Source organism: Arthrobacter sp. ERGS1:01, assembly GCF_001281315.1.
Taxonomy (GTDB): domain Bacteria; phylum Actinomycetota; class Actinomycetes; order Actinomycetales; family Micrococcaceae; genus Specibacter.
Genome location: NZ_CP012479.1, coordinates 3437856 through 3456979, shown reverse-complemented (window position 1 = coordinate 3456979; position 19124 = coordinate 3437856). Strand labels below are relative to the sequence as shown.

Genomic DNA, 19124 nt, shown 5'->3' with positions numbered 1-19124 from the left:
TCCAACGGAACCTACTTAGCCTCAATCCTAGCCGCGCCGGAAACGCGGCCGCGCCCAGCTGCGGGCCGCCAGCGGTGCGTGCCAGCCAAAGCGCCGGCTGAGCATCCGCAACCCAAAGACGACGACGGCGGCAATGCTCCCGGTGACCAGGTTAAGCCAGCCCAGGTGCCACAATGCGGCGGCCAGCCCGGCGCCCACAAAGGCGGGGATCGCGTAGAGGTCCTTGGGGTCAAAGACGCTGGGCACCTCGTTGGCCGTGACGTCGCGCAGGATGCCGCCGCCCACCGCCGTCGTGACGCCCAGCAGGATCGCGGCCACGGGGTTCATGCCGGCGTCGAGGGCCTTGAGCGTGCCGGTGATGCAAAACAGGGCCAGCCCGCCGGCGTCGAACGTCAGCACCCAGCGGCGGCTGCGTTCCACGTTGCGGGGCGTGAAGTACACGAGCGCCGCGGCCAGCAATGGCGGGGCCAGATAGATCGGGTTGGAGAACGCGGACGGCGGTCCGGCGTTGAGGATGACGTCACGGACCACGCCGCCGCCCAGGCCCACCATGGAGCCGAGCAACAGCGAACCCACCAGGTCAAAACCCTTCCGGGCCGCCAGCAGCGAGCCGGAGACGGCAAAGAAAAAGACGCCCAGCAGGTCAAGCATCAGGGCGAGGTCGAAAGTCATGAAGTCAGTCCAAGGGTGGTGGGGGCGGCCGCGAAGATTGGCCGATCCAAGCGTACGGGGCGTGGGAGTTCCGCGGCGAACTTTGCGTGTCTTTGCACCAATAACTGGCTACGCTGGGCGCATGAGCAATGACCCCGCCACCCACCAGCCGCTGATCCACATCCAAGACTTTCACATGCAGTTCGGCGACAAAAAGGTCATTGACGGGCTGAGCTTCGATGTGGCCCGCGGGGAGACCTTCGGCTTCCTGGGCAGCAACGGCTCCGGGAAGACGACGACGATCCGGGCGCTGCTGGGCATCTACCGTCCCACGGCGGGCATCCTGGAAATCAACGGGCGGGTCTTCAGCGACGATTACGGGGCACGGCTCGGGTACCTGCCGGAGGAGCGCGGGCTGTACAAGAAGGAATCCGTGCTGGACGTGATGACCTACTTTGGCCGGTTGAAGGGCCTGAGCAAGTCGGCCGCACAGAAATTCTCCCGCGACTACCTTGACCGGGTGGACCTGGCCGACAAGGCGGACATGCGTATCGACAAGCTCTCCGGCGGCCAGCAGCAAAAGATCCAGCTGGGCGTGACCATCATGAACGAGCCGGAACTGCTGATCCTGGACGAACCCACCAAGGGCTTTGACCCGGTGAACCGGCGGCTGCTGATGGACATCATCGAGGACAGCAAGAAAGCCGGCGCCACGGTCATGATGGTGACCCACCAGATGGAGGAGGTGGAGCGCCTGTGCGACCGGATCATCCTGCTCAAGGACGGAAAGTCCGAGGCCTACGGCACCCTGGACGAGGTGCAGAACCAATTTGGCGGGCGCACCGTGCGGCTCAAATACAGCGGCACCATCCCGGCGTCACCGCTCTACCAAGTGACCCTGCAAGAGAACAACTATGCCGAGCTGTCGCTGGACGACGCCGCCGACGAGGCCGACGTCCTGCGCGAACTGGTCAACTCCGGGCTGGTGGTGCGCGGCTTCGTGGCGGCCAAGCGCAGCCTTGATGACATCTTCATCCAGGTGTACGGCGAACGCCCGGTTCCGGCGCTCAACGGGGCGGTGGCGTAACCATGGCACGGCACAACCTCGGCACCGTGGTGTACTTTGAATTTACCCGGACCATCAAGAAACGCCGCTTCTGGATCGCCACGCTGGCCGTCCCCATCCTGCTCGCCATCGTGTTCGGGCTGGTGTTCGCCAGCAATTCCTCCACGAACTCCCTGACGGAGGCGCAGAAGAACAACAAGCTCGCCTTCTCCTATACGGACGCCTCGACGTTGATCAACCCGGACATCGCCAAGGCCATGGGAGGAGTCCTGGAGGCCAACCCCGGCACCGCCGTCGAACGGGTCAAGGACGGGCAGCTCGCCGCCTACTTCAGCTACCCGGCCACCATTGAAAACCAGCCCGTGCAGATCTACGGCGCCGACCACGGCATCTTCAACAACGGCACCTACGACGCCGTGGCCAAGCAACTGCTGGTCCTTTCCGCCCAGCAAAAGGTGGGATCGGCCGAACTGACGGCCGCCGTTCAGGGCAACTTCAACACGAACACGCAAACGTTCAAGGACGGCAAGCTCTCCGGCGGCCTGGAAACCGTGGTGCCGCCGCTGCTGTTCCTGGTGCTGTTTTACGTGGTGATCATCTTGCTGGCCAACCAAATGCTCGCCTCCACCCTGGAGGAGAAGGAAAACCGGGTCACGGAAATGATCCTGACCACGCTGAACCCGACCACCCTGGTGGTGGGCAAGGTGATCTCGCTGTTCCTCGTGGGAGCCGTGCAGGCGGTGGTGTTTGCCGCCCCCATGGTGCTCGGCTATGTGTTCTTCCATGACCAGCTGAGCATGCCCAATTTCGACCTCTCCCACCTCACCTTCCAGTTCTGGCCGTTGCTCGTGGGGGCCTTGCTGTTCATTGGCGGGTTCATCCTGTTCACCGGCGTGCTGGTGAGCATTGGCGCCGTCATGCCGACCGCGAAGGATGCCAGCGCCGTGTTCGCCCCCGTCATGATCATGATGTTCATTCCGTTCTACATCGTGACCCTGGTGGTCAGCGACCCCACCTCCCTGATCGTGCAGATCTTCACGTTCTTCCCGTTCACGGCGCCCGTGACGGCCATGCTCCGCAACGGCTTTGGCTCGCTCAACGGCCTGTCCGCCGCCCTGGTGATCGTGGAGCTGTTCGTCTTCGGGCTGCTGGCCCTGCGCATGGCCGTGCACCTGTTCCGCTACGGCTCCATCGAATACTCGCGCAAGCTTTCACTCCGCACCGCATTTGCCAGGAAGGGATGATTCCCATGCAGCGACGGGTCCTGTGGGTGGCCATCCTGGCATCCTTCGTGGCGTTCCTGGACGGCGCCATCGTGAACGTGGCGCTGCCCGCCATGACCCGCGAGATGGGCGGCGGCATCACCACCCAGCAGTGGGTTGTCGACGCCTATCTGCTGGCGCTCGGCTCGTTGATCCTGATTGCCGGATCGCTCTCGGACAGCTTTGGGCGGGTGCGGATCCTGCGGGCCGGGCTGTTGATCTTTGGCCTGGCGTCCCTGGCCTGCGCCTTTGCGCCGAGTGCGCTGCTGCTGATCGTGGCGCGCGCCGTGCAGGGGGCGGGGGCGGCCCTGTTGGTGCCCAGTTCGCTGGCGCTGATCACCTCCACGTTCAGCGGACCTGCGCAGGGCAAGGCGATCGGTTCCTGGACGGCCTGGACCGGCACTGCATTTCTGGCCGGACCGCTGGTGGGCGGACTGCTCGTGGAATTCGCGAGCTGGCGGTTCATCTTCGCCATCAACGTGCTGCCCATCGCCGCCACCTTGATCCTGCTCCGCGGGCTGGCCCTGCCGCAGTCCTTGCCGCAGGCAGCGAACGACGACGCCGGAGCCGCCACCGCGGGCAAGGTACCGTCCAGCGTGCCGCCGGGGGAGGGGCGGGCCCGCCGCATCGACCTCACCGGGGCCGCGTTGGCCGCAGCCGGGCTGGCCGGAACGGTGTTCGCCCTGATTGAGCAGGACCGGTTGGGTTGGGGCAACCCGGCCGTGTACGGGCCGTTCGCCGTCGGGCTGGCAGCGCTGGCCACCTTCCTGTGGTGGGAAAAACGCACGCCCCAGCCCATGATGCCGCTGCCGCTGTTCCGGATCCGCAACTTTGGCGTGGGCAACCTTGCCACCACGTTCATCTATGCGGGCGTGTCGCTGGGCCAGCTGATGGTGGTGTTGTTCCTGCAGGAGATCGCCGGGTTCACTCCCGCCCAGGCGGGGCTGGCATCCCTGCCGGTCGCCGTCATTTCCCTGTTTCTGGCGGGGGCCTTCGGCACGCTGGCGGGCAAGTACGGGCCGCGGCTGTTCATGGCAGCGGGGCCCGTGGTGGCGGGGATCGGCTACCTGCTCATGACCCGGGCCGGCACCCCGTTCAACTTCTGGCTCCAGATCCTGCCGGGCCAGATCGTGTTCGCCGTGGGGCTTTCCATCACGGTGGCGCCGCTGACGGCGGCCATCCTGGGCGCCGTGCCGCAGGAACAAAGCGGCATCGGCTCGGCCATCAACAACGCCGTGTCCCGGGTGGCGGGCTTGATCGCCGTGGCCCTGGCCGGGGTGATCCTGGGCGGCGTGCTCGACTATGATTCCTTCCGGCGCGTCATGGTGGTGGCGGCCGTCTTGTTCGTGGCCGGCGGCGTCATCTCCGCGCTTGGCATCATCAACAAACCGGCCGCCCACTCCGACGTGACCGCGGCCGCGGCGGCAAGCTGCCAGGACAAACCCGTGCCGGGTGCGTCCGCCCACACCGGGTCGCAGCCGACCGTTCCCTGACGTGCCGTACATTGGCAGCAAAACACCGCCGTACATTAGACGCAGACGTACATCCCGAAGGAAGAGGGCATTGGCCTTGGCAGAAGAATCGTTCAACCCGGGTGCGCCGGAAACCGTCATGGTGGCCTGCGCCCACGGCACCAACAATGCCCGGGGGCGGGAGCTGATCAACCAGCTCAGGGACCACATCGCGGCGCTTCGCCCCGGCCTTTCCGTCCTTGAGGCCTATGTGGACGTCCAGGAGCCGGCACTGCCCGACGTCATGGCGTCGGTGCCCGCCGGGGTGCCGGTCGTCGTCGTGCCATTGCTGCTCACGGTTGGCTACCACGTGCAGGTGGACATTGCCGAGGCCGTGGCGGCCAGGCCCGGTTCGGTGGCCGCGGCGCCGTTGGGGCCGGACCCGCGGCTGGCCGGACTCCTGCATGAACGGCTGGGGGAGCTGCCAAGGGACTGGGGCATCGTGTTGGCGGCGGCGGGGTCCTCGCGGCCCGAGGCCGCCGAACAGATCGAGGTGCTCGCCGCCGATCTTGCCGTCCGCCGGCCGCAACGCGTGCTGGCCGCCTATGGGGCCAGCGCCGAACCATCCGTGCCGGACGCCGTGGCGCGATTGCGCGCCGGTGGCGCCGCCGGGGTGGCCATTGCCTCCTATCTGCTGGCGCCCGGGTACTTCCACGACCAGCTGGCCACGGCGGGCGCCGATCTGGTGAGCGCACCCCTGCTGTCCTCCCGCTTGGTGGCGCAGTTGGCACTGGAACACTTTGATGCGGCGGTCAGGCACGCCTGAGGTCCGGATCTGCCTGACACGCCGGCCGTGGCCAACGGGCGGCTCACCTTTCTGGCACGATGGAAGGGACATTAGGCACTAGCGGAAGGCCACCCGTGGGCGAGGTTCCGGAGCACGACCCCTTTAATCCGCCGGCACCCCAAGGCTGGCAACCCCCTGTTCCGCCGGGGCCGGCGGTTCCCCCGTTGCCGCCGGGCCAGCAGCCCGTGCCGCCACTGCCTCCGGGACCTGCCGGGCCGCAGGGCTGGCAGCCGCCGAACCAACCCCCGGTGCCGCCGTCGTACTGGCAGCAGCCGCCACCCTACGGCCAGGCCTACCAACCGCCGTACCCGAACGCCGCCCCGTACAGCGATCGCACCAACACCCTGGCCATCGTTTCGCTGGTGTCGGCGTTCTTCGTCAGCCTCGCCGCCATCATCACCGGCCACATTGCGCTGGGCCAGATCAAGCGGACAGGGGAACAGGGCAGGGGCATGGCCATTGCGGGCCTCATCATTGGCTATGTGGGCGCGGTGGGGACGGCGTTGTTCGTCGTGCTCGCAATAGTCCTCGGGTTGATCGGCGGCTTTGCCACGACCAGCGGATTTGTCCAGCAGGGCGGGTCGACCACCGTGCAGAATGTGGGTCCGGTGCCGGAGAACGCCAACAGCTTCGGCGGCATCACCTTCGGCAAGAACGGTGCCGTGGTGCCGCCGGCGCCCGGTCCCCGGACCGTGGACTACTCCCAGTTGCCGCCCGATCCCGAGGGCGAGCCGGAAAAGGCCTTCGGGCTGAACAGCATTGGCATCCAGGCCTCGGCCACGGGCCAACCCGTCCAGGTGGTGGTCTACCTCGACTTCATGTGCCCCTACTGCGCCGCGTTTGAAAAACAAGTGGGCCCGGACCTGAAGAAGTGGCAGGACGAAGGGAAGGTCACCGTCGAGTACCGTCCGCTCGACTACCTGAACAGGGCCTCCAACGGCACCTATTACTCCTCCCGCGCCGCCATGGCGGCCGCCTGCGTGGCGAATGCCTCCCCGGGCAAGTACACGGCATTTGCCGAATCCCTCTTCGCCCACCAGCCCGCCGAGAACAGTGACGGGCTCGACGACGACACCCTGGCCGCCCTTGCCGCCGCTGCCGGCGCCGCGGACATCAGCGACTGCCTCGGCACGGAAACGTATTACCCGTATTCGGACTACACCTCGGGCCTGGCGTTCGCGCACGGGGTGACGGGCACGCCCACCGTATTCATGGACGGCAGGCAATGGCTCGGCGGCACCTTCGGGGAGTTCTCCGGCCCCATCCTGGCCGCCAAGAAGTAGCCCCGAAAGCACAAAATCCGGCCAAAAAGCATGTGTGACGAAATGTTGCCCTAGGTGAACGCGCGTTGCATTTTCGATTGGCCGGGGGTGGGCGGCACCCTACGCTCGATTCATGACACAGACAGCTCTAGCCGGAGCAACCGCAGAGGCGGACGCCACCGTACCCGCCGCCGTCGTACCTGCCCGCCCGGCCCGCACCCGGCCCGCGGCCAAGCCGCACGGCCAGTGGAAGATCGACGGCACCGCCCCGCTGAACGCCAACGAAACCTGGAAGCAGGAAGACGGCGGCCTGAGTGTCCGCGAGCGGATTGAGACGATTTATGCCGACGGCGGTTTCGACAGCATCGACAAGACCGATCTGCACGGCCGCTTCCGCTGGTGGGGGCTGTACACCCAGCGCAAGCAGGGGATCGACGGCGGCAAGACGGCCACGCTGGAACCGCACGAGCTTGAAGACAAATACTTCATGCTGCGCGTCCGCATCGACGGCGGCGCCCTGACCACCGAGCAGCTGCGCGTCATCGGCCAGATCTCCACCGATTTTGGCCGCGACACCGCCGACCTCACGGACCGCCAAAACGTCCAGCTGCACTGGGTGCGGGTCGAGGACGTCCCGGAGATCTGGAACCGGCTCGAGGCTGCGGGCCTGTCCACCACCGAGGCCTGTGGTGACGTGCCCCGCGTAATCCTCGGTTCCCCGGTGGCCGGCATCGCCAAGGACGAGATCATCGATCCCACCCCCTTGATCAAGGAGGTCAGTGCCCGGTTCATCGGCGACCCCGAACTGGCCAACCTGCCGCGCAAGTTCAAGACCGCCATCACCGGCCACCCGTCCCAGGACGTGGTCCACGAGATCAACGACTTCGCCCTGGTGGGCGTGATCCACCCCGAGCTGGGCGCCGGTTACGACCTCTGGGTTGGCGGCGGGCTTTCCACGAATCCCCGCCTGGCCGAGCGCCTGGGCGTATTCGTCAGCCCCGAGGTGGCCGCCGAGGTGTGGCTGGGCGTCACGAGCATCTTCCGCGACTACGGCTACCGGCGCATGCGCACCAAGGCCCGCCTGAAGTTCCTGCTGGCCGACTGGGGCCCCGCCAAGTTCCGCCAAATCCTGGAGGACGAGTACCTGGGCCACAAGCTGCCCGACGGCGAACCGGCCCCCAAGCCCACGTCCCCCGGTGACCACATCGGCGTGCACGAGCAAAAGGACGGCAAGTTCTTCATCGGCGTCACACCCACCGTGGGCCGCGTTTCCGGCAGCACCCTGACCGCCCTGGCCGACGCCCTGGAAGCCCACGGCTCGTTCCGGCTGCGCACCACCCCGCACCAGAAGCTCGTCATCCTCGACGTGCCCAAGGAGCAGGTGGAGCCGCTCATCACCGTGCTGGACGGCCTGGGCCTGTCCGCCCGCCCGTCGCTGTTCCGCCGCTCCACGATCGCCTGCACCGGCATCGAGTACTGCAAGCTGGCCATCGTGAACACGAAGGACACCGCGGCGACGGCCATCTCCGAGTTGGAGACCCGGCTGGCCGACCTTGTGGACACCGGCGTGCTGAACCAGCCGATCGCGCTGAACATCAACGGCTGCCCCAACTCCTGCGCCCGCATCCAGACCGCGGACATCGGCCTGAAGGGCATGATGCTTCCCACGGACGATGGCGGCACGGCCCCGGGCTTCCAGGTCCACCTGGGCGGCGGGCTGGCCACCGACAACCGGGTGGAGGCCGGCCTGGGCCGGACCATCCGCGGCCTGAAAGTCACCGCGTCCGAACTGCCCGACTACGTGGAGCGTGTGGTGCGAAGCTACGTCTCCCACCGCAGCGCCGACGAGACGTTTGCCGAATTCGCCCACCGCGTCGATGAGGAGCTGTTGAAATGACGAAGACACCCCAGGAGGTCTCGACAGGCTCGACCACCGAGCCGGTGGTTGAGCTTGTCGAGACCCCGGTGGTCGAGCCTGTCGAGACCGGATTTCGACAAGCTCAATCACCGCCGCTTCGCACTCATGAAGAGCTCAAGGCCATCGCCGAATCCGGTGCCGCAGAACTCGCTTGGGACGCGTCCGCGCAGGACGTGATCGCCTGGGTGGCACGGAACTTCGCGACCGGGGCAACCGCCGTCGCCTGTTCCATGGCCGATGCCGTGCTGCCGGCCCTCGTCGCCGACCAGCTTCCCGGCGTCGACGTGCTCTTCCTGGACACCGGCTACCACTTCCCCGAAACCTATGAGACGCGGGATGCGGTGGCCGAGAACCTGCGGGTGAACGTCGTCGACGTGCTGCCGCTGAACACCGTGGCCGAGCAGGACTCGCTGCTGGGCAAGGATTTGTTTGCCCGCGACCCCGGCCAGTGCTGCGCGCTGCGCAAGGTGGAGCCGCTGACCCGCTCGCTGAAGGGCTACGAACTCTGGTTCACCGGCGTCCGCCGCGACGAGGCCCCCACCCGGACCAACACGCCGCTGGTCACCTGGGACGAGAAGAACGGCCTGGTCAAGGTCAACCCCGTCGCGACCTGGACATACGACGAGCTGATCACCTACTCGGATGACAACCTGCTGCCCGTCAATCCCCTCCTCAGCCAGGGCTACCCGTCCATCGGCTGCGCACCCTGCACCAAGAAAGTGGCCCCCGGCGCCGACCCCAGGTCCGGACGCTGGGCCGGATCCTCCAAGACAGAATGCGGACTACACGTATGAGCACCCAAATTACCGAAACGGTGGTCGATCCCCAGTCGCTCCCCAACCTCGCAAGCTCGGCCGGGGACCCCTCGCGACAGGGGCCCCATGTCGAGACCCCTGTCGAGACCCTCGTCGAGACCGCCGAGCTGAACTCGCTCGACCTGCTCGAATCCGAGGCCATCCACATCATCCGCGAGGTCGTCGCCGAGTTCGAACGCCCGGCGCTGCTGTTCTCCGGCGGCAAGGATTCGGTGGTCATGCTGCACCTGGCCACCAAGGCGTTCTGGCCGGGCAAGGTGCCGTTCCCGGTGCTGCACGTGGACACCGGTCACAACTTCCCGGAGGTCATCGAGTTCCGCGACCGCACGGTGGAGCGCCTGGGCCTGCGCCTGGAGGTGGGCTCCGTGCAGGAATTCATCGACCGTGGCGAGCTGGCCGAGCGTGCCGACGGCACCCGCAACCCGCTGCAGACCGTGCCGTTGCTGGATGCCATTGCCAAGAACAAGTTCGACGCCGTCTTTGGTGGCGGCCGCCGCGACGAGGACAAGGCCCGCGCCAAGGAGCGCATCCTGTCCCTGCGTGACGAGTTTGGCCAGTGGGATCCGCGCAACCAGCGCCCCGAATTGTGGAACCTGTACAACGGCCGCCACACGGTGGGCCAGCATGTGCGGGCGTTCCCCATCAGCAACTGGACCGAGCTGGACATCTGGCGCTACATTGCCCGCGAAAACGTCGAACTGCCGGGCCTGTACTACGCCCACGACCGCGAGGTCTACGAGCGCGACGGCATGTGGCGCGCAGTGGGTCCGGTGTCCGAACCGCGCCCCGATGAGGAAGTCGTCGTCAAGCAGGTCCGTTACCGCACGGTGGGGGACATGTCCTGCACCGGCGCCGTGGCCTCCGACGCCGTCACCGTCCACGACGTCGTCCGCGAAGTCGCCGCCTCCACCCTGACCGAACGTGGCGCCACCCGGGCCGATGACCGCATCTCCGAGGCAGCCATGGAAGACCGCAAGAAAGACGGCTACTTCTAATGAGCACCATCACCGAGAACCCGATTTCGACAAGCTCAATCACCGGCGGAACCCTGTTCCGCTTCGCCACGGCCGGTTCCGTCGACGACGGCAAGTCCACCCTGGTGGGCCGGCTGCTGCACGACTCCAAGGCCATCCTCGCGGACACGCTTGACGCCGTGACCCGCACCTCCGCGGACCGCGGCTTCGGCGGGGAAAACGGCAGCACGCAAAAGATCGACCTTGCGCTCCTGACGGACGGCCTGCGCGCCGAACGCGAGCAGGGCATCACGATCGACGTCGCGTACCGCTACTTCGCCACGGACCGCCGCAGCTTCATCCTGGCGGACTGCCCCGGGCACGTGCAGTACACCAAGAACACCGTGACGGGTGCGTCCACCGCGGACGCCGTCGTCGTCCTTATCGATGCCCGCAAGGGCGTCCTCGAGCAGACCCGCCGGCACCTGTCCGTGCTGCGCCTGCTGCGGGTGCCCAATGTGCTGGTCGCCGTGAACAAGATCGACCTGGTCGGCTTCAGCGAGGACGTCTTCCGCGCCATTGAGGCAGACGTGCAGAAGGTCGCCGCGGAGATCGGCGTCACCGACGTCCTGGTGGTTCCCGTTTCCGCGCTGGAGGGTGACAACGTGGTGGACCGCTCCGCCCACACCCCCTGGTACACGGGTCCCAGCCTGCTGGACATCCTCGAAACCCTGCCCACCACCGATGAGCTGGAGCGCGGCCTGGAGCCGTTCCGCTTCCCGGTGCAGCTGGTGATCCGCCCGCAAGGTGCGCTGGCTCCCGAGCTTGCCCTGGCCGACGACGCCGGTGCCGCCTTCCGTGACTACCGCGCCTATGCGGGGCAGGTCGCCTCGGGCTCGGTGTCCGTGGGGGAGGAGATCACGGTGTTGCCGTCAGGCCGGACCGCGACGGTTGTCGGGATCGATTTTGCCGGGAGCTCACTGGAGAAGGCCGTGGCGCCGCAGTCGGTGTCGCTGCGCTTGAGCGAGGAGATCGACATTGCCCGCGGCGACGTCATCGCCGCCACCGGAACGTTCGGCGAGGTCAGCCAGGACGTGTACGCGGAGCTGTGCTGGCTGTCCGTCAAGCCGCTGCGCGAAGGTTCCAAGGTGCTGATCAAGCACGGCAGCAAGACCGTCCAGGGCCTGATCCGGGCCGTGACGGGCAAACTGGACCTGGCGACGTTCGCCGAGGAACCGGCGTCGGGCTTGGAATTGAACGACATCGGCTCCGCCCAGATCCGCCTCGCGTCCCCGCTGCCCGTGGAGAACTACGCACGGCACCGCCGTACGGGCGCGTTCCTGGTGATCGATCCGCAGGACGGCAACACGCTGGCCGCCGGCCTGGTCAAGGACCACCCTGGCGACCATGAGGACGAGCGCTACGTGATCTAGCGCCCCGCTCGGTGGTCAAGCCTGTCGAGACCGGAAAAGCCGGCGTTCGCGGTTAAAGCCGGCGGTCTACCGCCGTCCTTAACCGCGAACGCCGGCTTTTTTCGCGCCGAACACTGTCGTGCGCCAAACCCGCCACGAGTCCGGCGTGGAACAGTCCGGCAGCGGCGCAGCCGGGCCGCCGAGGTGGACAAGTGCGCCGAAGGTGGGAGAATCGCATCATGGTGCGGCGCTGCAGCAAGGGCGGCCCGCCGTGACAAGGGGGCAATGCAATCGTGACCCAGTTGGCCGGGAACTCACAACCGGCAGCCGAGGCGGTCCCGTACCGGGCCGTGGCACTGAAGGCTGCCGCCGAGTCGATCCGGAACACTATTGTGGGCCGGCTCCAGGACGACGGCCTGAACCACCACGACGTCCGCTACCGGGTCAAAAGCGAAAAGTCTGCGCTCGAGAAGATCGGGCGGCGTTGCGACAACGGCCAGTTGAAGTATCCCGGCGGCCTGACCCACCTGGACGACCTGATCGGCATCCGCGTGATCTTGTTCGTGGAAACCGACATTGACGCCGTCGCCATCGCCCTGACCAGCCAGTTCACCTGCCACGATGACGAAGACAAGACCGCCATGATGCGCAAGAACGGCGGCATTGGCTACGCGGGCCGGCACCTGACACTGGAAGTGCCCGCCGGCAATCCGCCCAACGGCTGCGGCGAATGGGTGGGGCAGCGCTTCGAGGTGCAGATCCGCACGGTGCTCCAACATGCGTGGGCCGAATTTGAACACGACATCCGCTTCAAGGGCACCAGCGGCGGCAACGCGGAAATCAGCCGCGCCTTCACCATGGCCTCCACCCTGATTGAGCTGGCTGACCAGCAATTCGTGAACATCAACGACATCCTCAAGCGCCTGCAGGCCGAGGGCGCCGTAGAACCTGCCGCCGAGGCGCAGCGGCTCGACGCCGGATCCCTCCGGGGCGTGCTGGCACGGGCCTTCCCCACCTTCCGCAGCAGCAAGGCCAACCAGTACGGCTGGATGGTGGACGTTTTGGCGGCCAACGGCGTGAACACCGTCAGCGAGGCCGAGGACTGGTTCAACTCCGTGGACCCGGACCAGGTCTCCCGCGTCATGGGGTACAGGTTCTCGCCGGGACAGGTTCGGGTGGCAGACGACCTCCTGCTCCAATCCTTGGGCGAGTCCTATGTGGATGCGACCAAGGCGGTCGGCAACGACACCAACCGTGAAGGGAAGCTCCGCTCCCGGCTGCGCAAGCTGCGCACCGAGCGCAACGGTTCCTGAAACCGCGCCCTATGTGACGCCGCATGAACCCGCGTGACCCCGGGTGTCAGGATCGTTGAATGCGTCCACGGGGTTTCCTTACCGTTGACCCATGACCACTTTGGCAGAGCCCGCCGGAATCCCGGCCCGGCCCATGATGAGGCGCCAGCGCACACCCCGAACGGGGATGTCCATGCCGCGATGTTGCCCGCAGTAGTCGCAACCGCCCTCCCGCTCATCACCCCCGAAGGACCCTTCCGCCATGTCGAAAAACCCGCAAAACCCCGAGTCGCAGAATTTGAAAACCACCCGGATCGTGGCCGGTGAAAAGCCCAAGCGCAAGCTGCGCACCATCGAAATCGTCGCCGTCGCCGGTCTCGTCGTCCTGATCGGAGCCGGCGCCGCCGTCGCCTCCGTAACCGCGAGCAACAACAACGACGCTGCCGCCCCGGCACCCACCCAGGCCGCCACGCTCAAGCTCGGCTACTTCCCGAACGTCACCCACGCCCCCGCGATCGCCGGCCTGCAGGAGGGCATCTTCGCCAAGGACCTGGGCGCCACGAAGTTGTCCACGCAGACCTTCAACGCCGGCCCGTCGGCCATCGAGGCGCTCAACGCCGGTGCCATCGACGCCGCCTACGTGGGTCCCAATCCGGCCATCAACTCCTACGTCAAGAGCCACGGCGCCTCCATCCGGATCATCGCCGGGGCCACCAGCGGCGGGGCCCAGCTGGTGGTCAAGCCGTCCATCACCTCGGCCGCCCAGCTGCGCGGAAAGGTCCTGGCCACCCCGCAACTTGGCGGCACCCAGGACGTTGCCCTGCGTTCCTGGCTGGCCGGGCAGGGCTTCAAGACGACGCCCGACGGCGGCGGCGACGTCACCATCAACCCCACCGACAACGCCCAAACCCTCAAACTCTTCCAGGACGGCAAGCTCGACGGCGCCTGGCTGCCCGAGCCCTGGGCCTCGCGCCTGGTGCTCCAGGCCGGCGCCAAGGTGCTGGTCAACGAGGCGGACCTGTGGGCCAAGGGGCAGTTCAGCACCACGGTGCTCATTGTGAACAAGTCCTACCTGGACGCCCACCCGCAAACCGTCAAGGACCTGCTCAAGGGCAATGTGGACTCCATCGACTGGCTCAACAAGAACAAGGACCAGGCCGCCACGGTCATCAACGCCGGGCTGACCAAGGACGCCGGCAAGCCGCTGCCGGAAAACGTCATTGACCGCTCGCTGAGCGAGCTTTCCTTCACGGCGGACCCGCTGGCCTCCACGTTCCCGGAACTGCTCAAGCACGGCGTCACGGCGGGAGTCACCAAGCAGGCCGACATCTCCGGGCTCTTCGACCTCGCCCCCCTGAACGCGACGCTCAAGACCGCCGGGCAGGCACCGGTCTCGGCCGCGGGATTGGGCACGGAATGACGCAGCTTGCCACGGGCGCCCAGCCCGCCGTTGAACTGAACCACGACGCCGGCCCGGCCGGCAGCGCCGGCGGGTCACCCGCCGTCGTCCTTGAGAACGTGGGCAAGCGCTTTGGCGCCGGCGCCCCCGTGCTGGAGGACGTCAGCGCCACGGTGGGGCAGGGCGAGTTCGTGGCCCTGCTGGGGGCCTCGGGCTGTGGGAAGTCCTCGCTGCTGAACATCATTGCCGGGCTCGACACCCCGTCCGCCGGCGCCCTCGAGGTGCCGGCGGACGGCGCCGCGTTCATGTTCCAGGACTCGGCGCTGTTCCCCTGGCTCAGCGCCCGCGGCAACATCGAACTGGCGCTCAAGCTGCGCGGCGTGGGCAAGGCCGACCGGCGCGCCCGGGCCAATGAACTGCTGGAGCTGGTGCGGCTGGGCCATTCCGCCGACAAGCGTCCGCACGAGCTTTCCGGCGGCATGCGCCAGCGCGTTGCCCTGGCGAGGTCGCTCGCTCAGGATCGGCAGCTGCTGCTCATGGACGAGCCCTTCGCGGCCCTGGACGCCATCACCCGCGACCTGCTGCACGACGAGCTGGAACGGGTGTGGAAGGAAACCGGCCGCACCATCATCTTCGTGACCCACAATGTGCGCGAGGCCGTGCGGCTGGGCCAGCGCGTGCTGCTGCTTTCGTCCCGGCCCGGGCGGGTCGTGGCGGAGTGGGACGTCTCGGACGCGCACCGCACCGACGCCTCCGCGGCCGGCGAGCTGACGGCCGTCATCACCACCCGATTGCGCGAGGAGATCCGCAAACATGCCTGAGACCGTGACCGCCCCGGCGCTGAAAAGCGGCAGCCCCGAAGAGATCCGCTCCCTGGAAGCCGGGCTCGATTCCCTGCAATCGGACCTCCAGGAACGCCGGCGCTTTGACTACTCCCGCGTGCTGCTGCCCGTGGCCGCGTTCGTGGTGCTGCTGCTGGCCTGGCAGTTCTATGTCTCCCTGGGCCTGCGCCGCCGCGACCTGGTGCCCGGACCGCTCGACGTCCTGGGCTCGCTGGGTTCGCTGTGGAGCGACGGCACAGTCCAGCAGGCCGTGGGCACCTCGCTGCAGCGCGGCGTCATCGGCTTCGCCATCAGCGTCATCGTGGCCACCCCGATCGGGCTGCTGCTGTCCCAGGTCAAGGTGCTGCGCCGCGCGTTCGGCCCCCTCATCTCCGGGCTCCAGGTGCTCCCGTCCGTCGCCTGGGTGCCGGCCGCCATCATCTGGTTCGGCCTCACCGACGCCACCGTCTACTTCGTGGTGCTCATGGGCGCCATCCCCTCCATCATCAACGGCCTCATCGCCGGCGTGGACCAGATCCCGCCGCAGTACCGCCGCGTTGGCCACGTGCTGGGCGCCTCCCGCTGGGAAATGGCCGTCCACGTGGTGCTGCCCGCCGCCCTGCCGGGCTACGTGGCCGGGCTGAAACAAGGCTGGGCGTTTTCCTGGCGCTCCCTCATGGCGGCCGAGATCATCGCCATGGGCGGCACCCTCGGTTTCGGCCTGGGTTCCCTGCTCGAACAAGGGCGCCAACTCGCCGACATGGGCATCGTCATGTCCGCGATCCTGACCATCCTGTTCGTGGGGATCGCCGTGGAACTGCTCGTGTTCGCGCCCGTGGAAAAGCGCCTGCTGCGCGGCCGGGGTCTGCTCGCCGGCAGCACCCGCTGACGCCGGATCTCGACAAGATCGATCAAAGGACAGCAAGCTCGATCAACGGACGGCAAGCTCGATCAACGGACGGCAAGCTCGATCAACGGACGGCAAGCTCGATCAACGGTGGTCGAGCTGGCGCAACGGTGGTCGAGCCTGTCGAGACCTTTCGCGCGCCACCGAATGTTTCCTTGCGTGACGCCGCGTGAACTGGTGTTTCGTCTTTATTGAGCGGCCCCCGTCATCTTCCCTAAGGTCAATCCATGGCAATAGCTGATCTTTTCCCCACAACACTGCGGCTCCTTGGCCGCCCCGCCCTGGTGGTGGGCGGCGGCAAGGTGGCGGCCCGTCGCGCCAGGGCATTGCTCGACGCCGGCGCGCAGGTCACGCTGGTGGCCCCCGTGCTTGAGGACTCCGCCCGCGATCTTGTTGCCCTGCTCAGCTGGCAGGAGCGCGAGTACCGCAGCACCGACATGGACCACGCCTGGTTCGCCGTAGCGGCCAGCGGCGACTCCGATGTCGATGCCCGGGTGGCGGCCGACGCCGAGGCACAGCGCGTCTGGTGCGTCAACCATTCCGACGCCGCCGAGTCCGCAGCCTGGACCCCCGCCGTCGCCACATTCGAAGACGTCACGATCGCCGTCAATGCCGGAGGGGACCCGCGGCGCGCCGTGGCCATCCGCAACGCCGTTGCCGCCTCGCTGGAAACCGGCGAACTGCCGCTGCGCCGCTTCCGGAAGGGCCAGGACCGGGGCCCACAGGCGGAAGGCCGGCGCGGCCGGGTTGCCCTGGTCGGTGGCGGACCGGGTGCCGAGGACCTCATCACGGTGCGCGGCCGGCGGCTGCTGGCCGAGGCCGACGTCGTGGTTGCCGACCGACTTGGCCCGCGCGGGCTCCTGGCTGGCCTGGGCGAGGACGTCAAGATCATCGAAGTGGGCAAGACGCCGGGCCACCATCCCGTGCCGCAATCCGAGATCAACGAGATCCTGGTCCGCGAGGCCCAAGCGGGCAACCGCGTGGTGCGCCTGAAGGGCGGGGACCCCTATGTTTTGGGCCGCGGGGGCGAGGAAGCCATCGCCTGCCGCGAAAACGGCGTGGACGTCGAGGTGGTTCCCGGCGTGACCAGTGCCGTCAGCGTTCCGGCAGCCGCCGGCATCCCCGTCACGCACCGCGGACTGGCCAAGGCCTTCACCATGATCAGCGGACACGAGGAGCTCGACGCCGTGCCCGCCGGCAGCGACCACACCGTGGTGCTCCTCATGGGCGTGGGGACGCTCAACCGTTCCATGCCCATCCTCGAGGCCGCCGGCCGCGGCGCGGACTGCCCCGTGGCCATCATCGAGAACGGCTACGGTGCGGACCAGCGCGTCACGATCGGCACGCTGGGCACCATCGTCGCCCAGGCCCAGGCGGCCCGGGTGCGCAACCCGGCGGTCGTCGTCGTCGGCGACGTGGTGCGGGTGAGCCCGCTGGCACCGCCGGAACTGGCCACCGCCAATTACGGCACGCGGGAAACCCTGCGCAGCATCTCCTAGAATTAGCACATAGACCTTTTTCCTTATTACGCAAAGAAATGAGCACAGCCGTGTCAGCAAACACCCCTGAGTCCGTCGAGAGCACCGCCGCCCGAGGCACCGCGGAACGCCCCCTGCGCATTGCCATCATCGGTTCCGGCCCGGCCGGCGTCTACGCCGCGGACATGCTGACCAAGAGCGAGGAAGTGCGCGACGGGCTGGTCCTGGGCATCGACCTCTTTGACCGCTACCCCGCCCCGTACGGCTTGATCCGTTACGGCGTGGCCCCCGACCACCCGCGCATCAAGGGCATCGTGAACGCCCTCCACAAGGTGTTGGACCGTGGCGACATCCGCTTCTTCGGCAACGTGGACTACGGCACCGACCTTTCCCTTGAGGACCTGCAGACCCACTACGACGCCGTCATTTTCGCGACGGGTGCCATCAAGGACGCGGACCTGAACATCCCGGGCATCGAGCTCGACGGTTCCTACGGCGGCGCTGACTTCGTGTCCTGGTACGACGGACACCCGGATGTCCCCCGCGAGTGGCCGCTGACGGCCAAGGAAATCGCGGTGATCGGCAACGGCAACGTGGCCCTGGACGTGGCCCGCGTGCTGTCCAAGCACGCCGACGATTTGCTCGTCACCGAGATCCCGGACAACGTCTACGCCGGGCTCAAGGAATCTCCGGTAACGGACGTGCACATCTTTGGCCGCCGCGGCCCGGCCCAGGTGAAGTTCACCCCGCTGGAATTGCGCGAACTCAGCCACTCCCGCGACGTGGACATCGTCCTGTACGAGGAGGACTTCGACTTCGACGACGCCTCCGACGAGGCCGTCAAGACCAACAACCAGATCAAGACCATGGTGGGCACGCTGACCAACTGGCTCGTGGAGCAGGACGACGACGCCGCCGATCCCACCACGGGAGCCTCGCGCCGCCTGCACCTGCACTTCCTGCACAACCCCGTGGAAATCACCGGCGAGGATGGCAAGGTCACGGGCATCAAGTTTGAGCGCAACGAACTCGACGGCACCGGCAACGCCCGCGGCACCGGCGAATTCATCGACTACCCCGTCCAGGCCGTCTACCGTTCCGTGGGCTACTTCGGCTCGGCCCTGCCGGATGTCGACTTTGACCACCGCCGCGGCGTCGTCACGAACGACGGCGGCCGCGTGCTGGGCGCCGACGGCACCCAGGTGCCCGGCGTGTACGCGACGGGCTGGATCAAGCGCGGACCCGTGGGCCTGATCGGCCACACCAAGGGCGACGCCCTGGAAACCATCACGCACCTGCTGGCCGACCGCACGGAACTGCCCGCCGCCGTCGTGCCCGCAGCCGACGCCATTGGCGCACTGCTGGAATCCCGCGGCGTGGAATTCACGTCCTGGGAGGGCTGGAACGAGCTGGACGCCCATGAAAAGGCGCTGGGCGCGGCGGCCACCGAGGCGGGCCCCGTGGCCCGTGAGCGCGTCAAGGTGGTTTCCCGCGAGGAAATGGTCAGCGTTTCCCGCAGCGCCGGAGTCCTGCGCTAACAGCGCAGCACAAGGCGCAAAAAAGTACGGCCCGCTCAGGCGGGCCGTACTT

The 19124-nt window shown here is 67.4% G+C and carries 16 protein-coding genes; 15 read left to right on the top strand and 1 reads right to left on the bottom strand.

Annotated elements, in window-relative coordinates; translation table 11 throughout:
- Positions 1-27: 27 nt before the first annotated feature.
- Positions 28-672, bottom strand: coding sequence for a trimeric intracellular cation channel family protein (locus AL755_RS19570; RefSeq protein ID WP_054012435.1), 645 nt, complete (start codon positions 670-672; stop codon positions 28-30).
- Between the two features lie 121 nt (positions 673-793).
- On the opposite strand from AL755_RS19570, the gene AL755_RS19565 reads away from it, so the two are divergent.
- From AL755_RS19565 to AL755_RS19495, 15 genes are all read left to right on the top strand, one after another.
- Entirely contained in the window at positions 794-1738 is a 945-nt protein-coding gene (locus tag AL755_RS19565; RefSeq protein ID WP_054012434.1) for an ABC transporter ATP-binding protein, read from the top strand.
- 2 nt (positions 1739-1740) lie between these two features.
- A complete protein-coding gene (locus tag AL755_RS19560) occupies positions 1741-2961 on the top strand; it encodes an ABC transporter permease (protein ID WP_054012433.1) in 1221 nt (406 codons plus the stop codon).
- Positions 2958-4472: an MFS transporter gene (locus AL755_RS19555; protein WP_054012432.1), complete on the top strand. Its 1515-nt coding sequence runs from the start codon at positions 2958-2960 to the stop codon at positions 4470-4472. The genes AL755_RS19560 and AL755_RS19555 overlap by 4 nt, the downstream gene beginning before the upstream one ends.
- Positions 4473-4542: 70 nt before the next feature.
- Complete coding sequence (locus tag AL755_RS19550) at positions 4543-5256, top strand: sirohydrochlorin chelatase (RefSeq protein WP_237762557.1); 714 nt, start codon at positions 4543-4545, stop codon at positions 5254-5256.
- A 95-nt stretch (positions 5257-5351) separates the two neighbouring features.
- Complete coding sequence (locus tag AL755_RS19545) at positions 5352-6560, top strand: thioredoxin domain-containing protein (RefSeq protein WP_150117187.1); 1209 nt, start codon at positions 5352-5354, stop codon at positions 6558-6560.
- Between the two features lie 112 nt (positions 6561-6672).
- Positions 6673-8436: a nitrite/sulfite reductase gene (locus tag AL755_RS19540; protein WP_054012430.1), complete on the top strand. Its 1764-nt coding sequence runs from the start codon at positions 6673-6675 to the stop codon at positions 8434-8436.
- Positions 8433-9251 carry a phosphoadenylyl-sulfate reductase gene (locus AL755_RS19535; protein ID WP_082369435.1) on the top strand — a complete coding sequence of 273 codons (819 nt, stop codon included), beginning with the start codon at positions 8433-8435 and terminating at the stop codon, positions 9249-9251. The genes AL755_RS19540 and AL755_RS19535 overlap by 4 nt, the downstream gene beginning before the upstream one ends.
- Positions 9248-10267 carry a sulfate adenylyltransferase subunit CysD gene (gene cysD, locus AL755_RS19530; protein WP_237762556.1) on the top strand — a complete coding sequence of 340 codons (1020 nt, stop codon included), beginning with the start codon at positions 9248-9250 and terminating at the stop codon, positions 10265-10267. The genes AL755_RS19535 and cysD overlap by 4 nt, the downstream gene beginning before the upstream one ends.
- Positions 10267-11658: a sulfate adenylyltransferase subunit 1 gene (locus AL755_RS19525; protein ID WP_054012429.1), complete on the top strand. Its 1392-nt coding sequence runs from the start codon at positions 10267-10269 to the stop codon at positions 11656-11658. The genes cysD and AL755_RS19525 overlap by 1 nt, the downstream gene beginning before the upstream one ends.
- 272 nt (positions 11659-11930) lie before the next feature.
- Positions 11931-12950, top strand: a complete 1020-nt coding sequence (locus AL755_RS19520; RefSeq protein WP_054012428.1) for a GTP pyrophosphokinase — start codon at positions 11931-11933, stop codon at positions 12948-12950.
- A gap of 241 nt (positions 12951-13191) precedes the next feature.
- Positions 13192-14349, top strand: coding sequence for an ABC transporter substrate-binding protein (locus AL755_RS19515; protein ID WP_054012427.1), 1158 nt, complete (start codon positions 13192-13194; stop codon positions 14347-14349).
- Positions 14346-15149: an ABC transporter ATP-binding protein gene (locus AL755_RS19510; protein ID WP_082369433.1), complete on the top strand. Its 804-nt coding sequence runs from the start codon at positions 14346-14348 to the stop codon at positions 15147-15149. The genes AL755_RS19515 and AL755_RS19510 overlap by 4 nt, the downstream gene beginning before the upstream one ends.
- Entirely contained in the window at positions 15142-16038 is an 897-nt protein-coding gene (locus tag AL755_RS19505) for an ABC transporter permease (RefSeq protein ID WP_054012426.1), read from the top strand. The genes AL755_RS19510 and AL755_RS19505 overlap by 8 nt, the downstream gene beginning before the upstream one ends.
- Positions 16039-16283: 245 nt before the next feature.
- Positions 16284-17555 (top strand): uroporphyrinogen-III C-methyltransferase, encoded by a 1272-nt coding sequence (gene cobA, locus AL755_RS19500; RefSeq protein WP_054012425.1) that lies wholly within the window; start codon positions 16284-16286, stop codon positions 17553-17555.
- A 38-nt stretch (positions 17556-17593) separates the two neighbouring features.
- On the top strand, positions 17594-19072 hold the full coding sequence (locus AL755_RS19495) for an FAD-dependent oxidoreductase (protein WP_054012424.1): 1479 nt from the start codon (positions 17594-17596) through the stop codon (positions 19070-19072).
- The last annotated feature ends 52 nt before the right edge of the window (positions 19073-19124 follow it).

Bases quoted from the DNA above. Each gene is read 5' to 3' on its own strand.
- AL755_RS19495 (WP_054012424.1), top strand. From the start codon at position 17,594: ATGAGCACAGCCGTGTCAGCAAACACCCCTGAGTCCGTCGAGAGCACC.
- cobA (WP_054012425.1), top strand. From the start codon at position 16,284: ATGGCAATAGCTGATCTTTTCCCCACAACACTGCGGCTCCTTGGCCGC.
- AL755_RS19510 (WP_082369433.1), top strand. From the start codon at position 14,346: ATGACGCAGCTTGCCACGGGCGCCCAGCCCGCCGTTGAACTGAACCAC.
- AL755_RS19515 (WP_054012427.1), top strand. From the start codon at position 13,192: ATGTCGAAAAACCCGCAAAACCCCGAGTCGCAGAATTTGAAAACCACC.
- AL755_RS19570 (WP_054012435.1), bottom strand. From the start codon at position 672: ATGACTTTCGACCTCGCCCTGATGCTTGACCTGCTGGGCGTCTTTTTC.
- cysD (WP_237762556.1), top strand. From the start codon at position 9,248: ATGAGCACCCAAATTACCGAAACGGTGGTCGATCCCCAGTCGCTCCCC.
- AL755_RS19555 (WP_054012432.1), top strand. From the start codon at position 2,958: ATGATTCCCATGCAGCGACGGGTCCTGTGGGTGGCCATCCTGGCATCC.
- AL755_RS19565 (WP_054012434.1), top strand. From the start codon at position 794: ATGAGCAATGACCCCGCCACCCACCAGCCGCTGATCCACATCCAAGAC.
- AL755_RS19535 (WP_082369435.1), top strand. From the start codon at position 8,433: ATGACGAAGACACCCCAGGAGGTCTCGACAGGCTCGACCACCGAGCCG.
- AL755_RS19560 (WP_054012433.1), top strand. From the start codon at position 1,741: ATGGCACGGCACAACCTCGGCACCGTGGTGTACTTTGAATTTACCCGG.
- AL755_RS19525 (WP_054012429.1), top strand. From the start codon at position 10,267: ATGAGCACCATCACCGAGAACCCGATTTCGACAAGCTCAATCACCGGC.
- AL755_RS19505 (WP_054012426.1), top strand. From the start codon at position 15,142: ATGCCTGAGACCGTGACCGCCCCGGCGCTGAAAAGCGGCAGCCCCGAA.
- AL755_RS19540 (WP_054012430.1), top strand. From the start codon at position 6,673: ATGACACAGACAGCTCTAGCCGGAGCAACCGCAGAGGCGGACGCCACC.